The sequence below is a fragment of the Sediminicola luteus genome, assembly GCF_040566555.1.
GTDB lineage: Bacteria > Bacteroidota > Bacteroidia > Flavobacteriales > Flavobacteriaceae > Sediminicola.
On record NZ_JBEWYP010000009.1, the window covers coordinates 96,583 to 123,533 of the forward strand.

24 protein-coding genes and 1 tRNA gene are annotated in these 26,951 nt (G+C 40.8%); 11 read left to right on the forward strand and 14 right to left on the reverse strand.

Annotated elements, in window-relative coordinates:
- Positions 1-215 precede the first annotated feature (215 nt).
- A tRNA-Met gene (locus ABXZ32_RS14100) sits at positions 216-288 on the reverse strand.
- Between the two features lie 120 nt (positions 289-408).
- On the opposite strand from ABXZ32_RS14100, the gene ABXZ32_RS14105 reads away from it, so the two are divergent.
- Both ABXZ32_RS14105 and era read left to right on the forward strand, forming a co-directional pair.
- Entirely contained in the window at positions 409-1,776 is a 1,368-nt protein-coding gene (locus ABXZ32_RS14105) for an alanine/glycine:cation symporter family protein (RefSeq protein ID WP_354619334.1), read from the forward strand.
- Positions 1,763-2,647 (forward strand): GTPase Era, encoded by an 885-nt coding sequence (gene era / locus ABXZ32_RS14110; RefSeq protein ID WP_354619335.1) that lies wholly within the window; start codon positions 1,763-1,765, stop codon positions 2,645-2,647. The genes ABXZ32_RS14105 and era overlap by 14 nt, the downstream gene beginning before the upstream one ends.
- Here the strand turns inward: era and ABXZ32_RS14115 are convergent, their stop codons facing one another.
- Complete coding sequence (locus ABXZ32_RS14115) at positions 2,648-3,139, reverse strand: GTP-binding protein (RefSeq protein WP_354619336.1); 492 nt, start codon at positions 3,137-3,139, stop codon at positions 2,648-2,650. It abuts the gene before it with no gap.
- Between the two features lie 78 nt (positions 3,140-3,217).
- Between ABXZ32_RS14115 and der the strand changes: the two genes are divergently transcribed.
- Positions 3,218-4,525 (forward strand): ribosome biogenesis GTPase Der, encoded by a 1,308-nt coding sequence (gene der, locus ABXZ32_RS14120; protein WP_354619337.1) that lies wholly within the window; start codon positions 3,218-3,220, stop codon positions 4,523-4,525.
- 94 nt (positions 4,526-4,619) lie between these two features.
- Complete coding sequence (locus ABXZ32_RS14125) at positions 4,620-7,394, forward strand: outer membrane beta-barrel protein (RefSeq protein ID WP_354619338.1); 2,775 nt, start codon at positions 4,620-4,622, stop codon at positions 7,392-7,394.
- Positions 7,395-7,449: 55 nt separating this feature from the next.
- On the opposite strand, the gene ABXZ32_RS14130 is transcribed toward ABXZ32_RS14125, so the two are convergent.
- Genes ABXZ32_RS14130 through ABXZ32_RS14150 form a run of 5 tightly spaced genes read right to left on the reverse strand, consistent with a single transcriptional unit; the run spans position 7,450 to position 10,603 of the window.
- Positions 7,450-8,241, reverse strand: a complete 792-nt coding sequence (locus ABXZ32_RS14130; RefSeq protein ID WP_354619339.1) for a TPM domain-containing protein — start codon at positions 8,239-8,241, stop codon at positions 7,450-7,452.
- Positions 8,222-8,659 (reverse strand): TPM domain-containing protein, encoded by a 438-nt coding sequence (locus ABXZ32_RS14135; RefSeq protein WP_354619340.1) that lies wholly within the window; start codon positions 8,657-8,659, stop codon positions 8,222-8,224. The genes ABXZ32_RS14130 and ABXZ32_RS14135 overlap by 20 nt, the downstream gene beginning before the upstream one ends.
- 10 nt (positions 8,660-8,669) lie before the next feature.
- Positions 8,670-9,269 carry a LemA family protein gene (locus tag ABXZ32_RS14140; protein ID WP_354619341.1) on the reverse strand — a complete coding sequence of 200 codons (600 nt, stop codon included), beginning with the start codon at positions 9,267-9,269 and terminating at the stop codon, positions 8,670-8,672.
- Between the two features lie 25 nt (positions 9,270-9,294).
- Positions 9,295-9,624: a MerR family transcriptional regulator gene (locus ABXZ32_RS14145; protein WP_062055927.1), complete on the reverse strand. Its 330-nt coding sequence runs from the start codon at positions 9,622-9,624 to the stop codon at positions 9,295-9,297.
- A 1-nt stretch (position 9,625) separates the two neighbouring features.
- Positions 9,626-10,603, reverse strand: coding sequence for a M23 family metallopeptidase (locus ABXZ32_RS14150; RefSeq protein WP_354619342.1), 978 nt, complete (start codon positions 10,601-10,603; stop codon positions 9,626-9,628).
- A 103-nt stretch (positions 10,604-10,706) separates the two neighbouring features.
- On the opposite strand from ABXZ32_RS14150, the gene alaS reads away from it, so the two are divergent.
- The 3 genes from alaS (at position 10,707) to ABXZ32_RS14165 (ending at position 14,979) form a co-directional block, all read left to right on the forward strand.
- Positions 10,707-13,322 (forward strand): alanine--tRNA ligase, encoded by a 2,616-nt coding sequence (gene alaS, locus ABXZ32_RS14155; RefSeq protein WP_354619343.1) that lies wholly within the window; start codon positions 10,707-10,709, stop codon positions 13,320-13,322.
- Between the two features lie 101 nt (positions 13,323-13,423).
- Complete coding sequence (locus ABXZ32_RS14160) at positions 13,424-14,368, forward strand: GSCFA domain-containing protein (protein ID WP_354619344.1); 945 nt, start codon at positions 13,424-13,426, stop codon at positions 14,366-14,368.
- 2 nt (positions 14,369-14,370) lie between these two features.
- Positions 14,371-14,979: a DUF4230 domain-containing protein gene (locus ABXZ32_RS14165; RefSeq protein WP_354619345.1), complete on the forward strand. Its 609-nt coding sequence runs from the start codon at positions 14,371-14,373 to the stop codon at positions 14,977-14,979.
- A 125-nt stretch (positions 14,980-15,104) separates the two neighbouring features.
- Here ABXZ32_RS14165 and ABXZ32_RS14170 read toward each other — a convergent pair whose 3' ends face one another.
- From ABXZ32_RS14170 to ABXZ32_RS14180, 3 genes are all read right to left on the reverse strand, one after another.
- A complete protein-coding gene (locus tag ABXZ32_RS14170; protein WP_354619346.1) occupies positions 15,105-16,856 on the reverse strand; it encodes an aromatic amino acid hydroxylase in 1,752 nt (583 codons plus the stop codon).
- 116 nt (positions 16,857-16,972) lie between these two features.
- Positions 16,973-17,560 (reverse strand): DUF4136 domain-containing protein, encoded by a 588-nt coding sequence (locus ABXZ32_RS14175; protein WP_354619347.1) that lies wholly within the window; start codon positions 17,558-17,560, stop codon positions 16,973-16,975.
- Between the two features lie 74 nt (positions 17,561-17,634).
- Positions 17,635-17,793, reverse strand: a complete 159-nt coding sequence (locus tag ABXZ32_RS14180) for a DUF5522 domain-containing protein (RefSeq protein ID WP_354619348.1) — start codon at positions 17,791-17,793, stop codon at positions 17,635-17,637.
- Between the two features lie 160 nt (positions 17,794-17,953).
- Here ABXZ32_RS14180 and ABXZ32_RS14185 point away from each other — a divergent pair, with 160 nt between their 5' ends.
- The 4 genes from ABXZ32_RS14185 to hemL are packed head-to-tail and all read left to right on the forward strand — an operon-like array spanning position 17,954 to position 21,338.
- Positions 17,954-18,283: a hypothetical protein gene (locus ABXZ32_RS14185; RefSeq protein WP_354619349.1), complete on the forward strand. Its 330-nt coding sequence runs from the start codon at positions 17,954-17,956 to the stop codon at positions 18,281-18,283.
- Between the two features lie 12 nt (positions 18,284-18,295).
- Positions 18,296-19,201, forward strand: coding sequence for a 1-aminocyclopropane-1-carboxylate deaminase/D-cysteine desulfhydrase (locus ABXZ32_RS14190; RefSeq protein WP_354619350.1), 906 nt, complete (start codon positions 18,296-18,298; stop codon positions 19,199-19,201).
- A 23-nt stretch (positions 19,202-19,224) separates the two neighbouring features.
- The gene (locus ABXZ32_RS14195; RefSeq protein ID WP_354619351.1) at positions 19,225-20,046 is read left to right on the forward strand and encodes a glucosaminidase domain-containing protein; all 822 of its coding nucleotides are present in this window, start codon (positions 19,225-19,227) and stop codon (positions 20,044-20,046) included.
- 2 nt (positions 20,047-20,048) lie between these two features.
- Positions 20,049-21,338, forward strand: coding sequence for a glutamate-1-semialdehyde 2,1-aminomutase (gene hemL / locus ABXZ32_RS14200; protein WP_354619352.1), 1,290 nt, complete (start codon positions 20,049-20,051; stop codon positions 21,336-21,338).
- 93 nt (positions 21,339-21,431) lie between these two features.
- Here hemL and ABXZ32_RS14205 read toward each other — a convergent pair whose 3' ends face one another.
- The 4 genes from ABXZ32_RS14205 to ABXZ32_RS14220 form a co-directional block, all read right to left on the reverse strand.
- Positions 21,432-21,890 (reverse strand): DUF4890 domain-containing protein, encoded by a 459-nt coding sequence (locus tag ABXZ32_RS14205; protein WP_354619353.1) that lies wholly within the window; start codon positions 21,888-21,890, stop codon positions 21,432-21,434.
- A gap of 217 nt (positions 21,891-22,107) precedes the next feature.
- Positions 22,108-22,290, reverse strand: a complete 183-nt coding sequence (locus ABXZ32_RS14210; protein WP_354619354.1) for a hypothetical protein — start codon at positions 22,288-22,290, stop codon at positions 22,108-22,110.
- Between the two features lie 187 nt (positions 22,291-22,477).
- Positions 22,478-24,967: a zinc-dependent metalloprotease gene (locus tag ABXZ32_RS14215; protein ID WP_354619355.1), complete on the reverse strand. Its 2,490-nt coding sequence runs from the start codon at positions 24,965-24,967 to the stop codon at positions 22,478-22,480.
- Positions 24,968-25,454: 487 nt separating this feature from the next.
- On the reverse strand, positions 25,455-26,885 hold the full coding sequence (locus ABXZ32_RS14220; RefSeq protein ID WP_354619356.1) for an SLC13 family permease: 1,431 nt from the start codon (positions 26,883-26,885) through the stop codon (positions 25,455-25,457).
- Positions 26,886-26,951 lie beyond the last annotated feature (66 nt).

Below are 26,951 nucleotides of genomic sequence, written 5' to 3' on the forward strand. Positions count from 1 at the left end.
CCATGGTCGCCTTGAGCCCTGTTTTTTTGGTTTCCAAAGTTTCGAGGAGGACTGGATTCTTTCCTTCGTTTCACTACGGAAAGGGCCTTGGGGGTGGCTTTACCAAGAAAACCATGGTCGCTTTGCGCCCTGTTTTTGTTTATCTCTAAAGCTGATGCAAGCATCGCTTTTTCATAAAACAAAAAACCAGACACTTTCGTATCTGGTTTGCTTAGTAGCGGGAACTGGACTCGAACCAGTGACCTTCGGGTTATGAGCCCGACGAGCTACCTACTGCTCTATCCCGCGCTGTGGGTGCAAAGATACAAAGCTTTTTTGCTATTATCAAAACATAAATCAATAAATCTTTTTTAGTTACTTTCGGGCTTCATCTATTTAATTACATATCTTAGAAATTTTTCAAATTTTATGAACGTAATCAATGATTTCTTAGCCTCGGTCTTACCTTATACAGAGTGGGTTATGCTCTTTCTTATTATTGGGGGAGGCTTGTTCCTGGTTTTTTATTCCAAACTATTGCCCTATCGGTATTTCAGACATGCCATTGCAATTACATCTGGGAAATATGATAATCCCGATGATCCGGGAGAGGTAAGTCACCTTCAAGCACTCTCTTCTGCCGTTGCGGCAACCGTTGGCCTAGGGAATATTTCTGGGGTGGCCATTGCTATTTATTTAGGTGGTCCCGGAGTTGTTTTTTGGATCTGGGTGACTGCATTGGTGGGGATGTGCATAAAATTTTATTCGTGTAGCCTTGCCATAATGTTCCGTGGAAATGATAGTGACGGAAACCTTCAAGGTGGCCCAATGTATTACATTACTAAAGGAATGGGCATAAAGGCCAAACCCTTGGCGGTGTTCTTTTGTATAGCCGGACTCTTCGGGGTGCTCCCGGCCTTTACGGTGAACCAATTTACGCAAACCCTTATGGGAGTCATTCAGCCCAATGAAAATATTGCCCTCTTGGGCGATTTCAATTGGAAATTGGGGATAGGCATCGTCCTATCCATCATTACCTCCTTTGTTATTTTTGGGGGACTCAAAAAAATCGCTAAAGTGGCCACGGCAATAGTACCCTTTATGGTACTGGTCTATTTGATTGCCGTTATCTATATCATGATTATTAATGCGGGGCAAATTTTTCCGTCCCTTAAATTGATATTCGTAGAAGCCTTTAATTTTAAGACTGCTGTACAGGGTGGTTTATGGGGGCTTATCATCATAGGGATCCGTAGGGCAGTATTTTCGAATGAATCGGGAGTAGGGAACGCACCCATGTACCATGGGCAATCCAAGACCAATGAACCTATACAGGAAGGACTCGTGGCCATGTTAGGTCCGTTTATAGATACTATTGTGGTCTGTACCCTTACAGCAGTGGTGATCCTTTTAAGTGGCGCCCACTTGGAGGCGGAAAACAACGGCATAACCATGACCTTGATCGCCTTTGAAAAATCGCTCTATGGGGTTGGGGATATTCTGTTGATGGTGGTGGTAGCGGCCTTTGCCCTTTCCACTTTGTTTACCTATTCCTATTACGGGACCAAATGTCTTTCCTTTTTGACCAATGCCAAAATTGGCAAGTATTACAACCACATTTATATCTTAAGTATTACCTTTGCAGCAGTAGCTTCGGTAGACCTAGTGGTAAATCTGATCGATTTATCTTTTGCCCTTATGGTAATCCCCAATATGATTGCGGTTCTCTATTTGGCACCAAAGGTAAACCAAGCAATGAAAACGTATTTTTTAAAGGTAAAAGATGGCAGAGCATAAGGCAGGGTTTGTAAATATCATAGGAAATCCCAATGTGGGAAAATCCACTTTGATGAACGCATTTGTAGGAGAGAAATTATCTATCATCACCTCCAAGGCACAGACCACTAGACATAGGATACTGGGGATTGTGAACGGAGAGGATTTTCAAATGATCTTATCGGACACTCCGGGAATAATTAAACCCGCCTATGAGTTGCAATCCTCCATGATGGGCTTTGTGAAATCTGCATTTGAGGATGCAGATGTTCTTATCTATATGGTAGAAATAGGGGAGAAGGCCTTAAAAGATGAAGGTTTTTTTGAAAAGATAAAAAACAGTAAGATTCCTGTTCTATTGTTATTGAACAAGATCGATATATCCGAACAAGGTGTATTGGAAGAGCAGGTGCAGTATTGGCAGTCTCAATTGCCCGAAGCTGAGATACACCCCATCTCCGCCCTTCAGAATTTTAATGTCAAAGAAGTATTTCATAGGATTATGGAATTGTTGCCCGTGTCACCGCCTTATTATCCAAAGGATCAATTAACGGACAAGCCGGAACGCTTCTTTGTAAATGAGACCATCCGCGAGAAAATATTACAACATTATAAAAAAGAGATTCCCTATTCTGTGGAAATAGATACAGAGGAATTTTTTGAAGACGAAGAAATTATTAGAATGCGCTCGGTAATTATGGTTGAACGAGAATCCCAAAAGGGTATCATCATTGGCCATAAAGGATCTGCCTTAAAAAGGGTAGGGGTAGAGGCCCGAAAAGATCTTGAAAAATTCTTTGACAAACAGGTACACCTGGAACTGTATGTGAAAGTGAACAAAAACTGGCGCAGTAATCCCAACCAATTGAAACGGTTTGGATACAATCAATAATCAGAGGTTAATTACCTCCGACATAAAAGAATAGAGCTCCTTCATTTGGGGCTCTCCTTTTTTTCTGCCTTTTCTACCAAAGGCATACAGTAGACCCCAGACTACTACCAAAATCACCAACATCCCTGTCTGCAATCCAATAGGTTTGTCCAGAGTCCAATTGGAATAGGCCCAAATGCCAATGACAATAAATAGGGTGGCAACTCCAAAGTGTAGGAACATAAAGAACGTCCATAAAGTGGGACTAGGGCCAAAAAGACCATTTATTCTGCAAGAATTGTTATCCATATCATGGAGTTCCAAGTGAAGTTCCGGAGTCCAAAAAGTACGAAGATCTTGTTGGAACTTTATAAAAAGATGATCATCGATCCGTTTTACGAGAAAAGGAGGTTTTTTTATTTTCTCGAAGCTGGCGAGTACAACTTCTTTAGGGGTATTTAATTGATGTTGAAATCGTGGTCTTAAAACGACCTCATTCGATAGACTTTTCACTGGTACAATTGATTATGTAATAAAAGATAGCATTTTACTTCAGATATAAATAGTACTTTTGCAGCAAATTAAAGAAGTATGAGTGCAATTGTAGCCATTGTAGGGAGACCTAATGTAGGAAAATCGACGTTTTTTAATCGGTTGATACAGAGAAGAGAGGCGATCGTAGATGCGGTTAGCGGAGTTACGCGCGACCGACATTACGGAAAGAGTGATTGGAATGGACGTGAGTTTACGGTTATTGATACAGGGGGATATGTTTTAGGTAGTGACGATGTTTTTGAAGTGGAAATTGATAAGCAGGTAGAGCTAGCCATTGATGAGGCCGATGCCATTATTTTTATGGTGGATGTGGAAGCTGGTGTAACCGGTATGGATGAAGATGTGGCAAATCTGTTGAGACGCCACAACAAACCCGTGTTATTGGCCATTAACAAGGTAGACAATGGCAAGCGCGCCGAAGATGCCGTGGAATTTTATTCTTTAGGCTTGGGAGAGTACTATACCATTGCCAGTATTAGTGGGAGTGGAACTGGGGAACTATTGGATGCCTTGATAGAAGTATTACCTGAACAAGAGGTAGTTGAAGAAAGTGAATTGCCACGTTTTGCTGTGGTAGGAAGACCTAATGCAGGAAAATCTTCATTTATAAATGCCTTGATTGGGGAAGATAGATATATCGTTACCGATGTCGCTGGTACCACCAGGGACAGTATTGATACCAAATACAACCGTTTTGGATTTGAATTCAACCTTGTGGATACTGCGGGAATCCGTAGGAAGGCCAAAGTGAAAGAGGATCTGGAATTTTATTCTGTGATGCGTTCCGTTAGGGCCATAGAGCATTCTGATGTATGTATCTTAATATTGGATGCTACAAGGGGTTTTGATGGACAAGTAGAGAATATCTTTTGGTTGGCGCAGCGCAATAACAAAGGTATTGTCATCTTGGTGAACAAATGGGATTTGGTAGAAGATAAAGAAACCAATACCATAAAACGGTACACGGAGAAAATCAAACAGGCTATAGAGCCTTTTACAGATGTACCCATTTTGTTTATCTCAGTCTTGACAAAACAACGTATCTATAAGGCTATAGAAACTGCTGTTGAGGTATATCAGAACAGAAGCAAGAAAATACAGACGCGTAAATTCAATGATATCATGTTGCCTATTATTGAAAACAATCCGCCGCCGGCATACAAAGGGAAATATGTAAAGATTAAGTTCTGTACACAATTGCCAACGCCATATCCGCAGTTTGCATTCTTTTGCAATTTACCGCAATATGTGCGCGATCCTTATAAGCGCTTTCTGGAGAACAAACTAAGGGAGCATTTTGATTTTACTGGAGTGCCCATATCCGTGTTTATGAGAAAGAAATAAAAAAGTCATAAAAATCTGTTAAGAGGGGCAAAGGTCTTAAGGTGTTAGATTATTTTCGAAACGTGCTTTCGCACAACCAATCAAAAATAAATCTATGCTTAAGGTTCTTTGCCTCTTTTTTATTGCCCTTTTCTTATCGTTTCAAGTTCAGTCCCAAGAGTTCATTATAAAAGGAATTGTAATGGATGCCCCCTCCAATCTACCACTGGAGGCTTCTACGATTTATGCAGAATCCATTCAGGACAGCACCTTGATCACTTATACCATATCAGAAAAAAATGGATCTTTTGCCCTAGAGGGAAAAACAGCTTTAAAAGAGGTGCACCTATACTTTTCATATAATGGCTATAAGTCAATTGTAAGGAAGGTTGCCCTAAAGTCCTACCTTGATCTTGGGGTCATAGAAATGGAGGAACAGGCGCAAGAACTGAAAGGGGTGCAAGTGACTGGAGAAAGGGTGCCCATCACTATAAAAAAGGATACGTTGGAGTTTAATGCGGACTCTTTTAAGACTAGACCAGATGCTACTGTGGAAGATGTTCTAAAAAAGTTGCCCGGGGTAGAGGTAGACGGTGATGGAAAAATAACCGTAAACGGAAAAGAGGTGAGCCAAGTATTGGTAAACGGACAAGTGTTCTTTAGTAATGACCCCAAAGTGGTCACCAAAAGTTTGCCCAAGGAAATCATCAATAAAATTCAAATTACAGATACCAAAACAAAGACCCAAGAATTTACCGGCGAAGCTGGAGATGGCGAGACCAAGACCATCAACCTGACCATAAAGGAAGATAAGAACAATGGATATTTGGGCAGGTTGGCCGCAGGATATGGTACGGACGACAGGTATCAGTTGAATGGCCTTGTCAATTATTTCAACGGACAGGAACGTATGAGTGTCATTGCAGGAAGCAACAATATCAACAACAGTGGTTTTTCTTTTGACGAGATTTACGATATGGTGGGCAACTCAAGTGGAGGTGTTACCTTTAATAATTCGGGAGCCTTTAGAATTGGGGATATGTCCTTTGGTTTTGGTCAGGGTATTACAACTTCTTCCAATGTAGGGGCCAGTTATGCCAACCAACAAAAGGATAAATATGAGGTGAATGGGAATTACTTTTTTGCATATAGTGATTCTTTTAATGATGAGAAGACGTCTAGGGAGAATATCTTGCCAGATGGACGTTTCTTTACAGATTCAGAAACCAACTTCAACGGAAATACCAATTCCAACCAAGGGAGTGCCAATTTAGAGTTTGATATTGATAAGACCTTCCGGATATCATTGGAGCCCAGTATAAATATAAGTAGGACAAATTCCGTCAATGAAAGAACAACACTCTCTAGTGATGAGAATGGTAATGCCATCAACAGCAATAGTTCCCTCACCCGTGATGATGGATATCAAAGTAGGTTTTCCAACGAGCTGACTTTGTTTAAAAAATTGGATACCCTGGGCAGGTACGTTCGTCTTTCCATTACCAATGACAACAGATTAAATAGGAATGAAAGTAACTTTAACTCCATTCGGAACACTTTTGGGGATGATGCAAGTCAGGATATTTTGGACCAACAAACCAACAATAACACAAAGAATGATTCTTACAGCGCCGAACTTACCTATCGTCAGGTGCTGGTAAAAGATCTGTTTTTGGATTTCGGTTATGAATATGAAAACTTTCAGCAGAACAACACAAAGTTTGTGTTCGATTTTGATCCTGCCACACTGGGGTATGACAATTTTAACCAATTGCAGAGTTCAGATTTTAAGTTTAGCAATATACAACAGACACCTAGTTTAGGTCTTCAGAGAAATAATAAAAAATTTCGTTTTGGGGTAACGGCCTATTATAAAATTACCACCCTTGAAAATTTTGACGTGATTCAAAATTCCGCCTTTGAAAAAACATACGAAAACATCTTGTTCAGGGCCAACGCCAATTATGCGATTGGGGAGAACAAGAGTCTGAGCCTATGGTCCAATTCTAGATTGAACACGCCTACAGTAAATCAATTGCAGCCAATTCCAAATGTGAGTGATCCTTTGAATATTGTTGTTGGAAATCAAAATCTAGCACCTGCTGTATCCAATCAGACCTATATCAATTACAATAATTACAATTGGAAAGAACGTACTGGATTGTATGCCTATTTGGGCATTTTTACAGAGAAGGGCAGAGTGTCCCCAATTACCACAACCACGGAAGATCTATTACGTACAACCACCTATGATAATATCGATGGAAATTACAATCTAAATGGAGGGTTTAGCTTGTCCAAACAGATAAAAAAAGACAGTACATACACCTTAAAATATAGTATCAAACCATATTTTGGTTACAATAAAAACATTGGGTTTACCAATGGGAGCAGACTAGAGGCATATGCCTTATCCCTCAGCCCTAGAGTAAGTGCCACCTTTAATTTTAGAGAGCTGGTGGAGTTGGAGCCAGAATATGGCATTACCTTTAATGATACCCGATACAATTTGGACGGCGTGGAAGATGTGAATTTCATCTCCCACAATGTAGGCTTTAAAGCTACTACCTACTGGCCAGAAAATATTGTTTGGGGTAATGATATTAACTATAGTTACAATGGCAATGTAGGTCCGGGATTCGATAGGGATGCACTTTTTTGGAACATGAGTTTGGGAGTGCAAATGTTAAAGAATAATGTGACCTTGAAGGTGTCGGCTTACGATTTATTGAACCAAAATATCAATACCAGAAGGACCACGGGACAAGATTTTATCCAAGATTTTCAGGGTACGGTATTGCAACGTTATTTTATGTTCAGCGTTACCTTCAAATTTGATCAGTTTGGGGGTAAAAAGGCCAATAAAAACAGTATGTTTTGGGTTGATTAAAAAAAACAGGGAATGCTACTATAATGTATAGTATTGCGGGTGAGGGTGTTTCTAACTACCAACCTCCAGAGGAACCGCCGCCGCCAAAACCACCGCCGCCGAAGCCACCGCCAAAACCACCACCGCCTCCGAAGCCGCCCCCGCCTGAGGATGACCCTCCGCCGAAACCGCCACGTCCCATATTGCTGAGGATGATGGCATCCCAAATATCGAAACCTCCCCGTCTGCCACCATTTTTTCCGCCACCCCTTTTGTTGCGGTTGGATAGGATAATGATGATGATAAAAAAGATGATAAAGGGTAAAAGTGATCTTAAAGGGAAGCCACGGTTCTCCGTTTTTGTCCGGTCTTCCTTAAACTCTCCGGTTAGGACCTGGAACATGACATCTGCCCCTTTGTCCAAACCTGCATAATAATCGTTCTTTTTAAATTCGGGGATAATAACGGTCTCAATAATCCTACGTGTCATAGCATCGGTCAAGGATCCTTCCACCCCATAACCCGTATTAATGGCCACCCTGCGATCCCCTTTTGCCAACAGGACTAAAACACCATTGTCTTTGTTCTCCTGTCCTATGCCCCAGGCCTGTCCCCATTGGGCACCCAAAAAATTGATATTTTCCCCGTCGGTAGAATTGATGATGGCCACCACGATCTGGGTTGATGTGCTATCGGAATATTTGATCAGTTTCTGTTCCAAGGATGTTTTTTCCGTATTGGACAGTAAATTGATGTAATCGTAGACGCTGGTCTCTAGTTTTGGTTTTTCAGGAATGGTATACTGCCCAAAAGCTACAGAAAATACCAGTAAAAATAAAAGTAGAATACTAACTTTTAGATACCTCATTGCTCAGTTCGTTAGTATTGTTATGATCCCAAGGAAAATGTTTTGACAATGCCTCACCTGCTCTTAAAACTCCGTCTATGAGGCCTTGTTTAAAGTTCCGTTGCTTAAATTGAAGTTCAATGGCCTCTTTGGTGGTGTCCCAGAAATCCGTGGGCACCACTTTGTTGATGCCTTTATCCCCTAAAACGACAAACTTTTTATCGGCAACGGCCACATAGATGAGTACCCCATTCTCCTCTTTGGTATTATCCATTTTTAAATAATGGAATACTGCTTTGGCCCGCTCGAAATGGTCATTGTTGGTATGGGCCTCAATATGTACCCTAATCTCCCCAGAAGTATTTTTTTCGGCCTCCACAATAGCCTGCACTATTGCGGCCTCCTCTTCAGCGGTCAAAAAATCTTCTACTTTGGACATATAGGTGTTTTTAATTAAAGTCGAAATTCACATCAGGGGCATTCTCTGCTCCCGGATCAGATTGGTATCTGGTCATAGGATCAAAATTGAACATGCCTGCAAGCATGGAGTTCGGAAATTTTTTGATGTGGATGTTGTAGATATTGACTTCTTCGTTAAATCTGTTCCTTTCTACATTAATGCGGTTTTCCGTGCCTTCCAACTGAGCTTGTAGTTCCAGAAAGTTTTGGTTGGCTTTTAGTTCGGGATATCTTTCCACGGTTACCAGTAATCTTGACAACGCAGAGGAAAGACCGGACTGTGCTTCCTGGAATGCCGCTAATTTCTCCGGAGTAAGATTATTGGCGTCAATTGTGGTAGAAGTAGCTTTCGCCCTCGCTTCAATTACATCTGTTAACGTACCTCGTTCAAAGTCGGCAGCACCTTGTACTGTCTTGACAAGGTTCCCAATCAGGTCATTCCTACGTTGGTATGCACTTTCTACATTGGACCATTTGGTCTTGGCATTCTCTTCGTATTGTACGGCAGTGTTGTTAAAGCCTACAGCCCATCGGTAAACTCCGAAGATGACAACAACAATAATGATTACTGGAATAAGCCACTTTTTCATGGATACGTATTTTTTATGGTTAGAATTATAATTGGTTTTTAATTTTTATTAGCTCGGCCTTGATCCCCTCTAATTTGGAAATAATATCAAAAGTAGAAAGGGTCTTCTGCTTTTCTTCCTTCAAATGGGTTTTTGCGCCCTCTAGGGTAAAGCCGCGTTCTTTTACCAAATGAAAGATCAATTGCAAATTTTTTATGTCCTGTGGGGTGAATTTTCTATTGCCCTTGGCATTTTTTTTAGGCTGGAGCACATCAAATTCCTTCTCCCAGAAACGGATGAGTGAAGTGTTCACGCCAAAGGCTTTGGCGACTTCCCCAATACCATAATACCTTTTTTCAGGAAGTTCTATATGCATGTTAATCCAGAGATTGGTTTTCTTGTGTGGCGTATTTCAGCATGTTCTCAAACTCTTCCGCCGTTAAACTTCCATAATAGAAATTTATAGGGTTGATACGATCTCCATCTTTCCATACTTCATAATGTAAATGGGGAGCTTCAGAACGACCTGTGCTTCCTACAAAACCGATGAGGTCGCCTCTTTTAACCCGTTGACCGGACTTCACATTGTAATTGCTCAAATGTCCGTAAAGGCTTACATATCCATACCCATGATCTATGCGAATGTGCTTTCCATATCCCGAAGAATTATTATCGGCCCTGGTAACCTTCCCATCGCCGGAGGCATAGATGGGTGTGCCTTTTGGGGAGGTGAAATCCATGCCCCAATGCATTTTTCGTGCTTTGGTAAAAGGATCCGAACGCCAGCCGTAACCGGAGGCCATGCGGGTAAGCTTATCATTGGAAATTGGCTGTATCGCAGGGATGGCTGCCAATAGTTTTTCTTTTTCTGCTGCTAATTTTGTAATCTCGTCCAAAGATTTCGACTGTATCACCATCTGTTTTTGGATGATGTCCATTCGTTTGGTAGCCCCAATAATCATTTCGGAGTTATTGAAGCCTTCTAAAGATTTGTATCTATTGACTCCACCAAATCCTGCTCTTCGCTGCTCTTCAGGAATGGGATTGGCTTCGAAATATAAACGGTAGATATTATTGTCCCTGTCCTCTATATTGGCAAGGACCTGTTCCATTTGTTCCATTTTTTTTCCCAACAGCTCAAATTGAAGCTCGTAATTTTTTACTTCGCGCTGTAAGGAAAGTTCCCTTGGAGTATTTAAAATATTGGTGTTTAGAATAACGATAAGTCCCAGTAAACCAAAGATGGCCGAACCCAATAGAAAAAACGTTAAGTTCCTATATTTTCTAGATTTCTTGGGCTCTATCTTTCGATACGAAAGAGTGTCCGGGTCGTAAAAATATTTTACTTTCGACATAAATGGAAATTATCCTATTTTTGTGCTCGCAATTATCGCAACAAACAAATATAAAAATTGTTTGGCACAAACAGCTAATTTTATAAAAAGCTTACCATTTTACATGAAATCCCAAGAAGCAAGAAATACGTTTTTAGAATTTTTTAAAGAAAAATCACACAAGATCGTGCCCTCGGCCCCTATGGTCATTAAGGATGATCCAACCCTGATGTTCACCAATGCGGGAATGAACCAGTTTAAGGAATTCTTCTTAGGGAACAGTGTGCCCAAATCCAAAAGGGCAACGGATACCCAAAAATGCCTTAGGGTGAGTGGAAAGCATAATGATCTGGAAGAAGTAGGGAAGGATACCTACCACCATACCATGTTTGAGATGCTGGGGAATTGGAGTTTTGGAGACTACTTTAAAAAAGAGGCGATCTCCTGGGCTTGGGAGTTACTAACAGAGGTCTATAAAATTGATAAGGAGAGCTTGTACGTTTCTGTTTTTGAAGGAAGCAAAGATGCGGATAACTTGGGGATGGATACAGAAGCTTTGGAGCTATGGAAGGCCATAGTCCCTGAGGACCGTATTATTTATGGCAATAAAAAGGATAACTTTTGGGAAATGGGAGATCAGGGGCCTTGCGGACCCTGCTCCGAAATACACGTTGATATCCGTTCCAAAGAAGAAAAGGCCAAAGTTTCTGGTGCATCTTTGGTAAATCAGGACCATCCTCAAGTTGTGGAAATCTGGAACCTTGTATTTATGCAATACAACAGAAAGGCCGATGGCAGTCTGGAGTCCCTTCCAGCAAAACATGTAGATACCGGCATGGGCTTTGAGCGACTTTGTATGGTGTTGCAAGGGGTGAAATCTAACTACGATACGGATGTATTTACTCCAATAATTAGGGAGATAGAGACCATTACAAATTCCGAATACGGTAAAGATGAAGAGACAGATATAGCTATTAGAGTGATTGCCGATCATATCCGTGCCGTATCTTTTTCCATTGCCGATGGACAATTGCCAAGTAATACCGGTGCTGGTTATGTGATCCGTAGGATACTTAGAAGGGCAATTAGATATGGATTTACATTTTTAGATACCAAAGAACCATTTATGTACAGGTTGGTACAGGTTCTTAGTCGCACTATGGGGCAAGCGTTTCCAGAGTTGAAGGAACAGCACCAGTTGATTGAGAACGTGGTCAAAGAAGAGGAGCATTCGTTTTTAAAGACATTGGATCAGGGCTTGGTGCTTTTGGATAGTGTTTTGGCAAATGCAAAAGGAAAACTGATTGATGGGAGAAAGGCATTTGAGCTTTATGATACATATGGCTTCCCAATAGACCTTACTTCTCTTATCCTTGGGGAAAGAGGATTTCAATTGGATGAAAAAGGATTTGAGGTCGCTATGCAGGAACAAAAATCCCGTTCCCGTTCCGCATCCGAAGTATCCAAAGAGGATTGGACCATTTTAATGAATGATCCGGAACAGGAATTTGTGGGGTATGATAGGTTAGAGGCTAATGTGAAGTTGGTGAAGTATAGAAAGGTAACTTCCAAAAAGGAAGGGGAACAATATCAATTGGTATTTAATATGACCCCGTTCTATCCAGAAGGTGGAGGACAAGTGGGCGACAAGGGTTATTTGGAGACTTCCAATGGAAATGTGATCTACATTCTGGATACAAAGAAAGAGAACAATGAAATATTGCATTTCAGCAAGAACCTCCCCGATGATGTTACAGAGATATTCAAGGCAGTCGTAGACCAAAACCAAAGACAGCGCACTGCTGCCAACCATACCGCAACACACCTGTTGCACCAAGCTCTTAGAGAGGTTTTGGGCTCCCATGTTGAACAAAAAGGCTCTGCCGTACATTCAAAATATTTACGTTTCGATTTCTCTCATTTCGCAAAGGTTACGAGTGATGAGTTAAGGGATGTTGAGGATTTTGTAAATGCTAGGATCGATGGACGTATTCCTCTGGAAGAACACAGAAGTGTGCCTATGGAAGAGGCCTTGAAACAAGGAGCTATGGCCCTTTTTGGTGAGAAATACGGTGATGCCGTGCGTACCGTACGCTTCGGGAAATCTATAGAACTTTGCGGGGGAACCCACGTAAAGAATACCGCGGATATATGGCATTTTAAAATAAGATCAGAAGGAGCAGTGGCATCTGGGATCAGAAGGATAGAAGCCATAACGTCCGATGCGGTCAAGGATTTTTATTTTGAAAACAACAGGACCTTGCATGAAATCAAGGATTTGTTGAACAATGCCCCGGATCCAAAAAAGGCAGTAGAAACCTTACAGGAGGAAAACAACGCCCTTAAGAAGCAGGTGGAAGCTTTATTGAAAGACAAAGCGAAAAATGTAAAAGGGGATTTGTTGAACGAATTATCCGAAGTTAATGGGATTCAATTTTTGACCAAGAAGGTAGATTTGGACGCAGCGAGTATCAAGGACCTTTCCTTTGAAATGGGAGCCAATAAAACAAATCTGTTTTTATTGTTCGCTACGGAGCAGGATGGGAAAGCATTGTTGTCTTGTTATATCTCCAAAGAGTTGGTTGCCTCAAAGAAATTGAATGCAGGAACCATTGTTCGAGAATTGGGTAAATTTATCCAAGGTGGAGGAGGGGGACAACCTTTCTTTGCAACGGCGGGAGGTAAAAGCCCGGCTGGGATTCCCGAGGCATTGGAAAAGGCAAAAGAATATTTGCAATAGGAAATTGTCGGTTCGAGCAGAATCGAGAACGAAAACAAGTCTAAGGAAGCACCCAATTGATTTTTAATATCTCTTGGGTGTTTTGCTAAATAATAGATACCATGAAACTTCAAACACAAGTGCCCCTTGATGCAGCGAAAAAGCCACTTGGCTATGATAGTACAATATTGACTCTGGGATCTTGCTTCGCTGAGCACATAGGAAAGAAGTTGCAGTACTACAAGTATCGTTCTGTGCTCAACCCTTTTGGGATATTGTTCCATCCATTGGCCATTGAAAATTTGATTTCTAGGGCGATGGCAGAAAAGGAATATACCAAAGCCGACATCTTCTTTCTGAATGAACAATGGCACTGTTTTGATGGACATTCTGGATTGAGTAGCTCCTCAGAAGCAACGTTATTAGATAAATTGAACAATGGGTTGCAACAGACCCGTGAACAAATTAAAGGGGCATCCCATATTTTGATTACCCTCGGGACAGCCTGGGTATACCGGAACAATACATCTGGTGCAGTCGTGGCCAATTGTCATAAAGTCCCCCAAAAACAATTTACCAAAGAGCTACTTTCATTGGATGAGGTTGCCTCAAGTCTTGAACGAATCATCAAATTGGTACGGTCTAGTAATCCAGAGGTACAACTTGTGTTTACGGTCTCCCCGGTACGACATTTGAAAGATGGTTTTGTGGAGAACCAACAAAGTAAGGCACACCTCATTGCGGCTATTCACAAGGTGCTAAAGAAAGGGTCTATATCTTATTTTCCATCTTACGAGATAATGATGGACGAGCTGCGCGATTATCGTTTTTATGCGGAGGATATGGTACACCCCAATGAGCTGGCCATAGCTTATATTTGGGAGCGGTTTTCATTGGTTTGGATTGCAGAAGAGGCTAGGCCGACTATGGAGAAGGTGGCTGTAATTCAAAGAGGATTGCAACATAGACCTTTTAATTTTGAATCTGATAGCCATCAGAAATTTGTAAAGGCATTAGAAGTAAAAATTGTGTATCTTCAAAATGAATATCCATTTATGAGCTTTTAATTATGAAGAGAATCCTTGTCGGTATTATAATTTCATTGGTGGTATTATTGGTCTATAAATCCTGTTCAGATAGCAAAGAACAAAATAGTATACTACAGGAAAATTCCATGCTTATTCAGCAACAAATACAGAATGTATCCAAGCTAATTGTTACCGAAGGTCATTTTGCTCAAGTATATAATTACCGCGATTCTAAGTTGGTGTTTGGGAGTCTGTTTACCGCTTCTAAAAAAGCCTTGGTGGTAGTAAATGCCGATGTAAGTGTGGTCTATGATCTGGAAAAGATTGTCTTTAAGCTTGATGAAGAACACAAAATTTTACACATACTTAACATTCCAGAACCGGAAATTAAAATAAATCCAGATTTTGAATATTACGACGTTTCGGCGGATTATTTTTCTCAATTTGGGGCAGATGATTACAATAAGATCAAGAAGAATGTTGCAGCATCGCTACAAAAAAAGATTGCAGCCTCCTCCTTACGTAAAAATGCCCAAAACCGATTGATGAGTGAGCTTTCCAAGTTCTATATTTTAACCAATTCCCTGGGATGGACGTTGCAGTATCAGGAAACACCAATTGAGAGTTTAGAAGCCTTGGAGTTGCAATAATATAGGTGAGTATATTTTCTTTAAATTCTATTAAATAACGCCCCTGTGCATTTTTAAAATGGTATAATACAATTCTCTAGGCACTGTTTTTTTATTTATCCCTCTATCATGTAACTAACGCCCTTTTAAACCATCAAATGCTTTGCAACCAATTCTAGGCCATCATCGATTAAGTGACCCAGTTTTGGATTTTCTTGCTTGACCTTTTCAAGATGTTTTACAATTTCGGCAGCAAATTCTTCATCCCCATTGCTGACAGCCAATTCATAGAGTTCTACGGATAGTAACCAGTCTTGTGGATAGTTGACCTTGACTTCTTGAAAAACCTTGTTTCTGGAGATTGTTGTATTTGTTCCTTCCCTAAAATCCCTGATTTGTTGGTAAAGCAATTCCAGCTGGGTGGTCTCTTTGGTCTTTTTGGCCTTTATGGTAGTTTCCGTAAGCTTATGGGATACCAAATCAAAACTGTTGAGATCCGCTGGCCCGTTAAAGGCAGAGATTACTTTTTCTCCTACCGCCATATGGTACAAGCCCCAATCTGGTTGGTACAAGGTCTCATCCTCGTAGGTTACCGTACAGTTTTCAAAGGTTATAAGGATGATTTCCCCTCTAAGGTTCCTTGTGCCCGTTACAATGTCGCCTGTAACTTTAACACCACTTTCAAACTCTAAGGAAACAGTTTCCCCTTCATAGATATGGTAGGCCTTTAAATCCCGAGGGCTCATATCCTCAATAGCCAGATTAATGCCTTTTAGCATGCCAATGGGAGAACCAAATCCTTCTGCATGATGTTTGGTGCTGTGTCCTACCAATTCCCTTTCTCGATAAGAAAGGGCGGTCTTGCCTTTAGTTGTTATATAGGCAGGCTTATTGTCAAATTGGATCACACGATCAAAGACACCGGATATTTGAAGTCCTGTACTTAGTTCTGCTGTGCCCAATGCGTTGGAGTGGATGAGTTTTGTAATTCCCTTCAAACCTCCCGTGCGCAAGGCCATTGTATTTGCAAATTCTTCCAAAACCTGACTTAAAAATGCAAAATCTGGAGTCACAAATAGTTGTGGCTGGGGTTTGGTAATATCAAAAGAGGTGTGTGCGGCCTCAGAGGAATATGGGATCTTTTTCACTTCATCCGTCATGCACCATGCACTTTCACCAATGGAAGATAGGAGTCCAGCTCCATATATTTTAGGTTGCTCGACGGTCCCTATCAGGCCGTATTCTACGGTCCACCAATGTAGGTTCCTGATCAGGGCCATCTCACTGGGTTCTCCCATGTTTTGCTGCAGGTCCTCTATCAATTTTTCTGCTTTGTCCACTTCCTCCTGTGGCGTGTCCGAAGCTTCTTTGATGATAGATAAATGTCGCACCGCCTCATAGAGTTCATAATCCTTGGCGCTGGAAAGTGCCTTGCATCCGATTTCCCCGAAACGCCTTAGGTATTCTGCATACTCAGGATTGGCAATGATAGGTGCGTGCCCTGCGCCTTCGTGGATAATGTCCGGTGCCGGGGTGTATTCTATATGGTTCAATTGTCGGATATCCGATGCAATTACCAAGACATTATAAGCTTGAAATTCCATAAATGCCGAGGGTGGGATAAAACCGTCAACGGCAACTGCCGCCCATCCTATTTCCTTTAGAATACGGTTCATGCCGTACATATTGGGAATGTGATCTATGGAAATACCTGTTTTTTTAAGTCCGTCCATATAACTTTTGTGGGCAACCCTACTTAGGTAGTCCACGTTCTTTCGCATAACATAGCGCCATACAGCCTGATTGATCGAGGTATAGTCGTCATAGTTCTGAGGTTTTATGTACTGCTTAAGGTGCTTCGGCAGCTTTTCTAATATATGATTGCTCTTATAGGACATCGGTCTATTTTTAATGGTATAAAGATACGAAAAATGATGCGATTGATTGCTTTGAAAATACCCCTGGAAAATAAAAAACCGCCCTCTTGGGACGGTTTCTAAATATTGGATTTTGTTTATTTGGAGGCCATCATCGGGGGATAGGCCTTTAGGATTTCTGAAACAAATTCTCTGATTCGTTCCTCCTTCTTTTCTATGTTTCTGGTATTGTTTAAAGTACCAACTCCTCTGCCCTGCCATACCAGTTCCTTGTTCCTGGCATCTATCATATCAATATAGAGGGAACCTTCTGTCCGGGTGCTTACATTATTGCCGCCTCCCCAGCCAAATCCTGGGCCCCAGCCAAATCCTGGGCCCCATCCCCAGTAGTAGGGACTCCATCCCCATCCAAATCCGCCTCCCCAGTAGTTGTTATAAACATCTACCTGTTCGCGCTCTTTGGTGAAAATGCTGATCAATATATCAGGGTCGTTGGATTTCACAAAACCTTTGTTAGCCATTTCGACTTCAATGGCCTTCAAAATTCGTTTCTTATCTAAATCTGAAATTTGTGCCTTGTCAATGCCGGTTTTATAGAAGGCATATGATTTAAAGGTATTGAAATTTGCCTCTTTATCGTAATCCGATAGTACCCTTACCGATGTACAAGAGCCCATAAAAAGGAGTATTAGTAACGGTGCAATTAAATATGCGAGTTTTTTCATAGCGTTTTTTTTAGTTAACATAGCTTGTTTTCTGATTAAATTGCCTCAAAAATCATGCCGAATATATACTGTACCTATCTGCTATTTGTCTTCTTGTCATATCCATAGGGGCAATGTCTACAGCCGCTTTCACAGCAATATCCCCTTTTTAAATGGTATTTTTCGGTAAATACCTTATACCCTTCAGGGGAAAGATAAAAGTCGCCCTCTTCCAAAGGAATAATTTTCTTCATCCCTGTAAAATTACTTCATTTCCTATGAACAGGGAAGCATTTAAGAATTTTTAACCATGTGGAGATGACCCTTTGGTATACTAAGGTTGTTTATTCTTCTGTTGTTAATAAAACCGATATTTAGTATATTTCTATTAACGCATTAATGTAATCCAAGGTAATGGTCATTGTATTTAAATATATTTTTCACAAGAATTATGTAGGTCTATGTGTCTGGCCCTTCATCATCTTGAAAAATTCGGCTTTGAGACAAGATGCGGTTTTGATGAGCCATGAAAGGATACACCTAAAGCAGCAACAAGAACTTTTAGTGGTCCCATTTTATGTATTATACACATTGGAATGGGTAATTAGGTCCATGATCTATTTAGATACCTATAAGGCCTATAAAAATATTAGTTTTGAAAGGGAGGCTTATGAAAACGAAAAAAATCTAGATTACTACAAGAACAGAAGACCGTTTCGCTTTATTAAATATCTTTGGCGGTAGAAAAGCATAAGTGTGAAGGTTTATAATCAACGGATTGAATTGCCCATTTTAAATGAGAAAAAGGTCACCCTATCTGTTAAGCGGGAAGACCTGATCCACCCCTTTATTTCTGGTAATAAATTCAGGAAACTTACATATAATCTATCAGAGACCAAGCGTTTTGGGTATGATGCCCTTTTGACCTTTGGTGGCGCCTTTTCCAACCATATTGCTGCAACCGCCTATGCCGGGAAAGAGCATGGACTAAAAACCATCGGCATCATACGAGGGGAGGAACTTGTGGACCATTGGCAAGATAATCCTACCCTGGCTTGGGCCAAAGAGCAGGGGATGCAATTTAAATTCGTTTCCCGAGAGGCCTACCGTTCCAAAGAAAGCCCAGAATTTTTGGAGCAGTTAAGGCAGGAATTCGAGTCATTTTATATCATTCCCGAGGGTGGGGCAAATGCCTTGGCGGTGAAGGGCTGTGAGGAAATATTGACCGAAGAGGATTCAGTATTTGATGTCATGTGCGTATGTGTGGGTACCGGGGGTACCATTGCAGGTTTGATCAATTCATCAAGGATACATCAAAAAGTATTAGGTTTCCCCGCATTAAAAGGTGATTTTTTGCAAAAAGATATTTGTAAATTTGCCCAAAGGGAAAACTGGGACCTGAATACCCAGTATCACTTTGGTGGATACGGGAAGGTGACCAAAGAGTTGATAGATTTTATAAACGACTTTAAATCGAAAACCACCATCCCTTTGGATCCGGTATATACAGGAAAAATGCTATTTGGAATTTTGGATCTGGTCCGCAAGGATTATTTTGAGCCCAATACCAAAATTTTGGCGATCCATTCAGGAGGGTTGCAAGGAATAGCAGGCATGAACATTGTTTTGAAAAAGAAAAATTTACCATTGATTGAACTATGATACAACGATTAGGGTTATTAATAATGCTAGCCATTTTTTTAACGAGCTGTGGTGCCAAAAAGAGGGCGTCCAAATCCAACAGGGATAGAAGGGTCCATCAGACTACAGTAAACAGAACAGACTCCAACACCCAAAACAAGGTGGATTCTGATGGGTATCCTTTACCAGAGGATGAAGGAAAATTTGTGAAGTTTCCAATTGCCTCCACACAAGAATATATTCAAACTTTTGCCGAGATAGCAAAATTTGAAATGAAAGCCTATGGCATTCCAGCAAGTATTACCCTGGCCCAGGGAATTTTGGAAAGCGGTGGCGGAAGAGGTGCCCTTACCATGAGGACCAATAATCATTTTGGGATAAAATGTCATACCAATTGGAGTGGCGATTATGATTACCATGACGATGATGAAAAGGGAGAGTGTTTCAGGAAATACAACCACCCCATGTATTCCTTTAGGGACCATAGTGAATTCTTGTCTTCTAGGGCCAGATATGCCTCCTTGTTCGAATTGGATTCTGACGATTACAAGGGATGGGCCCAGGGCCTTAGCGATGCAGGTTATGCAACGGATAAGCGGTACCCCCAAAAATTGATTTCCTTCATTGAGCAATACGAACTTTACAAATATGACAAGGATGTGGCCAATGAAGGCTATGTGGTCAAAAAAGAATCTAAAGACTACGACTATAAAGTGCATGTGGTGACCAAAGGGGATACCTTGTACTCCATTTCGCGCAAGTATTTTGTTTCTGTGAACGACTTAATGAAATTGAATAAAATGAACAACAGCAATCTGGCCATCGGTCAGGAAGTGATTGTTAAATCCGAAAAAATTAAAAAATAAGCATGTTGTACAAAAGAAGTAGTGCCTTGTTCGATGAGGCCCAAAAATATATTCCAGGTGGCGTAAATTCTCCGGTAAGGGCTTTTAAGGCAGTAGGAGGTGACCCTATCTTCGTAAAGGAGGCAAAAGGTGCCTATCTCTACGACGAGGACGGAAATAAATTGATAGATTTTATTGCCTCATGGGGCCCTATGATCCTAGGTCATGCCCATGAACCTGTTGTAAATGCAGTCATAGAAAAGGCCAAGAAAGGTACTTCCTTTGGCATGCCTACGGAGATTGAAACGGACTTGGCGAAATTAGCAGTGTCCATGGTTCCAAATATCGATAAGATAAGATTTGTGAACAGTGGTACCGAAGCCTGTATGAGTGCCGTACGTTTGGCAAGGGGCTATACGGGAAAAGATAAGATCATAAAATTTGCTGGATGCTATCATGGACATTCCGATTCATTTCTTATTCAGGCAGGAAGTGGCGCGGTTACCTTTGGAAGCCCAAATAGTCCAGGTGTAACCCAAGGAACAGCTAAGGATACCCTCTTGGCAACCTACAATGATCTTTCCAGTGTGAAGGCACTGACGGATGCCAATAGAAGAGAGATTGCAGCTGTAATCATTGAACCTGTTGCAGGAAATATGGGTTGCATCATCCCTGATGAAGATTTTATGAAAGGCCTTAGGGAACTTTGTACCAAAGAAGGGATCCTTTTGATTTTTGATGAAGTGATGACCGGATTCCGTTTGGGAAGAGGTGGTGCCCAGCAGGTATTGGGTATCGATGCCGATATTGTAACCTTTGGAAAAGTGATTGGAGGAGGATTACCGGTAGGTGCTTTTGCCTCTCGAAACGAAATAATGGATTATTTGGCTCCAGTCGGACCCGTATACCAAGCAGGTACCCTAAGTGGAAATCCTTTGGCGATGAGTGCAGGGCTGGCCATGTTGACCGAATTGAACAATAATCCGGAAATATTCCGCAGCCTAGCAGATAAGACCGCATACCTACACAAAGGTTTTGAAAGGGTTCTGAAAGGGAAGGGAATACCTTATCAGATCAACAGGTTTGGATCTATGATTTCATTACATTTTACGGATAAGCCCGTGGTTGATTTTGCTTCCTCGGCCAAAGGGGATAATGAAACATTTAAGAAGTATTTTCATGGAATGCTTTCCCAAGGAATCTACTTGCCGCCAAGCGCGTTTGAAAGTTATTTCCTGAATGATGCCTTGACTTACGAAGATTTGGATGCCACCATTACAGCGTTGGAAACAATCATTCCCCAATTGCAGTAAAAGGTATATACAAAATAAAAAGCCCCATCCTTTATTTGAGGATGGGGCTTTTTTGTAGTCAACACATTAGCTGCCCTTAAAATTGGATGCAGATCAATTTTTTGTTCTATGGTGTTCTTTGGAGCGATGTTCCCTTTGGCTTTTATGATGCCCTTTTCTTCGGTCCATTTTCTCCCATTTTTCATACTGCTCTTTGGACAATAGCTGTTTCATTTGTGCCTTATGCGCTATTTGCTTGTCCATTTTTGAGGTTTGCATGGCATAACGCTCTTCGGAAGAAGGTTTGGTCATTTCCCCACTCTCTCTTTTTTCTTTCATCTCGTCCATTTTTTCCTTGCGACTTGTCGCTTGGTCCAAATTGATTTTCTGAAGCTGTTTTTGTTGGGCCTCGTTTAGATCCAAGGCCAAGGTCATGCGCTTGGTCTGTAAAGTGGCCATTTGTTCTGGGGACAGATCTTCTAAATTTCCTCGATTTCTGTTTTCTCCCCTATCATTTTGGGCTAGGCCGATAAAGCCAATCATTAAAAGCCCTAATAGAATTACCTTTTTCATCTGTAGTAGTATTTTATAGGTTACCACTATAGGATAGCTGAAGGTGCAATTGGTTTAAAAGGAGATCGGAATTTGGGAATCATTTAACTCATTCTAAAACGAAGTGAGGATGTGTTAGTTGGGTATTTGATAAAAATCTAGGACAAAAAAAATCAGGTATATGTAGGGATATACCTGATTTAAACTTATAAGTAGGATTCGTAGTTTCTATTGATAATTATTCCATAATATCCAAGCTGGCAACTTTATCGGAATCCAATCCATTGTTGTCAACCTTATTAATTTTTACCGATTCAACGGCAGTAGAATTCTGTTCCAATTGTGGTTCTAAACCATGATACATAGCAACCGATGCCATGAAACAAACAAAATACAGTAGGCTTTTTATTTTCTGAGACATAAACTTGGGATTTTAATCTGGTATAAACTTAATGCAATTTAGGATGCAACAATAAATATTGTTGTGAAAGTGTGTTTTTTTGTGGTGTATCGTATATGTTCAATAATGGGGGCTTTTAAGAGGATACAAATAAAAAAGGTGCGGCTTTAACACCACACCTTTTTTATATAATTTAGATAGTTATCCCTTATTTAGGGTCCAATATCATATCTATTCTCACAAGGGCATCCTGTAAGTGGTATTTGCTCATACTGTCTGAAGTCCTGGAAATGGCATTTCTAATATCCCTTTTCAAGATGTTCATTTCTGCACGGGCTATAGAACGAATATCGGATTGACTCGTATTCAGGACCGTATACTGACGGCTTCCCCATCTTCCCTTGGGTGGGGTCAGGTTTTCCGCGGTCATCAAATACGCCAACCGGTCTATATGTGCCTTTTGTAAGTTTCTTCTATAGGTGTCTATTTTCTGACCACTTTTTAATTCGGACCAAATTCCTTTTCTTAAATCTTCGGTCACGTTCAATAAGCGGTAGGCATCATTGCCATTGGCAGTTTCATTTTCTATGATTCTAGCCATAGTACCCAAGCTTAATATATTGTCCAAGGTTCTTACCTGAAGCGCTCTTACCCTTTCTACAGAACCTGAGTTCTCTATTTTATTGAATATATTCTGATCCAATAACCATTCTGGTGTCTTAAAGAGTTGTCTCTGGATAAAATCCATTGCCTTTTTTTGGTGGTCTTTGGCAACGTGTGTATAAACAGCCCCTTCTTGATCGTAGGTTTTATAGTACTCGTAAACCCCTCCAATATTATTGCCTACGTGTCCCATATACCTATTGTACTGGCTTAAAACCTGATTGTATAGATCTCCAAGGTCTTCATAGTCTTTCCCGTCTTCTGCGGTCCAGGTGATAAGGTTGGGAACAATTCTCTTTAAATTTTCAATCCCATAATCACTGGCTTTTATGGCGTCATCGCCCAGATCTTCGGTCTGGGAACTTGGGTCGACCACGTCTCGTTGTTGGCTTCCAAATCTGTACATAGGATCTCCAGCATGTTCCAATATCCAACTGTCCAAGGTAGCTTTCTCTTCTACCGCATTTTTGTCCAAAATAGGTCTGTATCCCCAATTAATGGAGTATTTGTCATAGATACCGATATTCGGCATTAAGGCAACACCTTCATCTCCTGGTTGAGCCACATAATTAAAACGGGCATAATCCATAATGGAAGGTGCCGTTCCATATTTTTGAGTAAATTCTGCCGATCGCAGGGAATCAACTGGGTAGGCAACACTACTTCCCATGTTATGGGGAAGGCCTAAGGTGTGTCCCACTTCATGGGAGGACACAAAACGTATTAAACGTCCCATTACTTCATCCTTAAATTGTACGCCCCTTGCATCTGGGTTGATCGCTGCAGTTTGTACAAAAAACCAATTGCGCAAAAGGGTCATTACATTGTGGTACCAATTAATGTCCGATTCTAAAATTTCACCACTTCTGGGATCACTAACATGGGGTCCGTTGGCATTGGGTATTGGAGATGCCAAATAACGTACTACAGAATAACGCACGTCTTCTGGTGACCACTCTGGATCTTCTTCTTTCGTTGGTGGGTCTTTAGCGATAATGGCATTTTTAAAGCCAGCAGCTTCAAAAGCTACCTGCCAATCTTCGATCCCTTGTTTGATAAAAGGAACCCATTGTTTAGGAGTAGCCCTGTCCACATAATACACGATCTGTTTTTTAGGTTCTACGAGTTCCCCGTTGGCAAACTTTTCTTTGTCCTCATCCTTTACTTCCAATCTCCAACGATCCAAGTAACGGATGGTCTTGCTCTTTTGTGCGTCCAGGCCATAATCTACCTGTCCTCTGGCAAACCAACCAACACGCTCATCAAAGTAACGGCGCTTCATAGGTTCTTTGGGTAACAAAATCATGGAATTGTTTATTTCTATGGAAATGGAACCAAGGCTCTCATTGGAAGGGGCTTCTCCGGCAGCATACGTTTTTACGTGTCTGGCTTCAATGTTTAACGGGTAACTTTTTAAAGTTTCAATATAACTTCTACTGTCATCCAAACGGGAAACCTTGTATTGTTTCCTGTAATATTCAGGCATTCCCAAAGCATTCACATCTTTTTCGAAGAAATCGTTTACTTCAATTACCGTGGAGGTGTTGGTTGAATCCTTGTGAAAAGCCTTGATAGGGAAGGTGTATAATACCGGTTCAAAATTTGAATTTGATACCGCTTCATGTACCGGAAGGGAGTCTGCCGCAACAACGTCATAAGAAACGACTCTTAAAAGCACCTTTTTCGGTGTTTTTTCCCAACGAAGTACCTGGGTATTAATTTTTCCTCCTCCAAAACCTATGCCGTTGGCAGTTTTTGAAATCCGACTTACCATCAGCATTTCCTTATTGAAAAGCGAATCAGGGATTTCATAATAGAATTTGTCCTCTACCTCATGTACGGCAAAAAGACCTTGATCTGTTTTGGCATCCTTGGTAATAACCTTGTCATAAGGTTGAATGCCGTCTTTTTTTGGTTTGGAGCTGTCCTCTGTTTTTTCTTTTTTCTTTTTCTTGAAAAGTTGGGCCTCAGTAGGGGTACAATAGCCCATAACCAATAGCAGCAAAAGCAACTTTGGGAGTAATTTTTTAGTCATTTTCAGTCAATTTTTTTTTGATTTCTTCAAATAACCGAAAAATAAACCCATTTTTTTGTTAACGAAATCATAACCAATCGGTCCTTATGCCCCTTTTGAACCACCGTTTGGAACAAGATTTGAAAGATTGATTGATAGACAATTTGTAACGTGAGAATGCATATGTGTTATAATTTTGGATATAAGATGTTGAATTACAGTTAATAAGGTATTATTGTCTAAGTGTCGCCACTTTGGTTGTCATTATTAAATTTAGCTATTAAAAAGCCCTTTTATGAAAGGGCTTTTTTATGCAGTTTTGTAAACTCTTGGAAGGCCCCAACCTAGGGGAATGGTTTGGGGAACATGATTATAGCAATTCGCACTTAGATCGACATCCTAAAACCTTAATAGCTACGTATATATAAATATAAAACATTGGTTTCAAGAAACTTGTTTTTAGATTAGTCAGATAAAACCCCTGTATATATAGGGGTTTTGTTTTTTCTTAAAATACCAAGGGCAATATCCATTGGAACATAAATATAAGGATCACTACGGAAATTAAATTAAGTATAAGTCCCACTTTTGCCATTTGTGAAACCTTGATGTATCCACTTGCGAAAACTATAGCATTTGGCGGAGTGGCCATGGGGAGCATAAAGGCACAGCTGCTGGCCATGGTCACTGGTATAAGTAGATAAACTATAGGAACATTTAACCCGATGGCTATCCCCGCCACAACCGGTGCCAAGACAGCAATCAAGGCAACGTTGCTCATCAGTTCCGTCATAAACAAGATCAAGACGATTAGTAGGGAAGCGGTAAGCAATATGCTAATATCACTATTGGCAATTGCAGTAGTGACCATATCAACAATACCACTTGCCGACATTCCATTGGCCAATGCCAAGCCCCCTCCAAAAAGCACCAAAATTCCCCAGGCCAATTTTTCCGTATCATTCCAATGAAGGATAAAATCGCCCTTTCTTATATTATGGGGTACCGCAAATAGGGCTACGGCGGCAATCATACTTATGATGGTGTCCGATAATCCCAAGGCAGGGAATATCCCATTGATCATGGTTCTGAAGATCCATAGAAATACTGTAATGCCAAAAATAACAAGTACCATTTTTTCCTTGGAAGAGGTAGGTCCCAATTTTTCCAATTCAGATTGAATGACCTGCTTGGAGGCCGTGAATTTTAGTTGTTTGTTCGGAAACATCCACTTAACGAGGACCAAATAACTAATAGTGACCATAACCAAAGAAAACGGCACTCCAATTACCATCCATTTTAAAAAGGAGATTTCTATGTTGTATTCATTTTCCAATAGACCGATCAAAACCGAATTGGGAGGGGTTCCAATAACGGTAGCGATACCTCCGGCATTAGCAGAAAATGCGATACCCAGCATAACACTCAAAGCAAAATTTTTGTCATCCTTCGTGAATCCGTCCTCATCATGAATTAACAAACGGATCACTGATATGGCGATAGGGAGCATTACAACGGTACTGGCCGTGTTGCTGATCCACATACTCATTGATGCCGTGGCTATCATAAACCCAAGCACGACCTTGTTAGGGGTTGTTCCTGTGATCTTAATGATATTTAGGGCGATCCGTTTGTGCAGATTTACTTTTTCAAGGGCCAAGGCCAAAACAAAACCTCCAAAGAATAAAAATATGATGGGACTGCCATAATTGGCCCCAACATCATCAATGGACATCACATTGAGCAAGGGGAATAATATAAGTGGCAATAATGCGGTCACGGAAATGGAAACCGCTTCTGTTATCCACCAGAGGATCATCCAAACCGCAACAGCCACTACGGGGTCTCCAGTTTCTGAAATAAGATGAAAGGGCAGATTAATGATGATCAAAAATGCGATAGGCCCTAATAAAAGGCCCATTTTTTTACTTAGGTCCATGGTTGGTTTTTAAAATCCCTAAGCTATACTTTTTACGGTAGTTTTAAAAATAAAAAAGAGGGGCAA

Coding starts and splice junctions, on each gene's coding strand:
- ABXZ32_RS14125 (WP_354619338.1), top strand. CDS start 4,620: ATGCTTAAGGTTCTTTGCCTCTTTTTTATTGCCCTTTTCTTATCGTTT.
- hemL (WP_354619352.1), top strand. CDS start 20,049: ATGTTGTACAAAAGAAGTAGTGCCTTGTTCGATGAGGCCCAAAAATAT.
- ABXZ32_RS14185 (WP_354619349.1), top strand. CDS start 17,954: ATGGTCATTGTATTTAAATATATTTTTCACAAGAATTATGTAGGTCTA.
- alaS (WP_354619343.1), top strand. CDS start 10,707: ATGAAATCCCAAGAAGCAAGAAATACGTTTTTAGAATTTTTTAAAGAA.
- ABXZ32_RS14180 (WP_354619348.1), bottom strand. CDS start 17,793: ATGAAGAAAATTATTCCTTTGGAAGAGGGCGACTTTTATCTTTCCCCT.
- ABXZ32_RS14140 (WP_354619341.1), bottom strand. CDS start 9,269: ATGAAAAAGTGGCTTATTCCAGTAATCATTATTGTTGTTGTCATCTTC.
- ABXZ32_RS14130 (WP_354619339.1), bottom strand. CDS start 8,241: ATGAGGTATCTAAAAGTTAGTATTCTACTTTTATTTTTACTGGTATTT.
- ABXZ32_RS14135 (WP_354619340.1), bottom strand. CDS start 8,659: ATGTCCAAAGTAGAAGATTTTTTGACCGCTGAAGAGGAGGCCGCAATA.
- ABXZ32_RS14195 (WP_354619351.1), top strand. CDS start 19,225: ATGCTAGCCATTTTTTTAACGAGCTGTGGTGCCAAAAAGAGGGCGTCC.
- ABXZ32_RS14160 (WP_354619344.1), top strand. CDS start 13,424: ATGAAACTTCAAACACAAGTGCCCCTTGATGCAGCGAAAAAGCCACTT.
- ABXZ32_RS14105 (WP_354619334.1), top strand. CDS start 409: ATGAACGTAATCAATGATTTCTTAGCCTCGGTCTTACCTTATACAGAG.
- era (WP_354619335.1), top strand. CDS start 1,763: ATGGCAGAGCATAAGGCAGGGTTTGTAAATATCATAGGAAATCCCAAT.
- ABXZ32_RS14210 (WP_354619354.1), bottom strand. CDS start 22,290: ATGTCTCAGAAAATAAAAAGCCTACTGTATTTTGTTTGTTTCATGGCA.
- der (WP_354619337.1), top strand. CDS start 3,218: ATGAGTGCAATTGTAGCCATTGTAGGGAGACCTAATGTAGGAAAATCG.
- ABXZ32_RS14215 (WP_354619355.1), bottom strand. CDS start 24,967: ATGACTAAAAAATTACTCCCAAAGTTGCTTTTGCTGCTATTGGTTATG.
- ABXZ32_RS14165 (WP_354619345.1), top strand. CDS start 14,371: ATGAAGAGAATCCTTGTCGGTATTATAATTTCATTGGTGGTATTATTG.
- ABXZ32_RS14150 (WP_354619342.1), bottom strand. CDS start 10,603: ATGTCGAAAGTAAAATATTTTTACGACCCGGACACTCTTTCGTATCGA.
- ABXZ32_RS14205 (WP_354619353.1), bottom strand. CDS start 21,890: ATGAAAAAGGTAATTCTATTAGGGCTTTTAATGATTGGCTTTATCGGC.
- ABXZ32_RS14175 (WP_354619347.1), bottom strand. CDS start 17,560: ATGAAAAAACTCGCATATTTAATTGCACCGTTACTAATACTCCTTTTT.
- ABXZ32_RS14220 (WP_354619356.1), bottom strand. CDS start 26,885: ATGGACCTAAGTAAAAAAATGGGCCTTTTATTAGGGCCTATCGCATTT.
- ABXZ32_RS14170 (WP_354619346.1), bottom strand. CDS start 16,856: ATGTCCTATAAGAGCAATCATATATTAGAAAAGCTGCCGAAGCACCTT.
- ABXZ32_RS14145 (WP_062055927.1), bottom strand. CDS start 9,624: ATGCATATAGAACTTCCTGAAAAAAGGTATTATGGTATTGGGGAAGTC.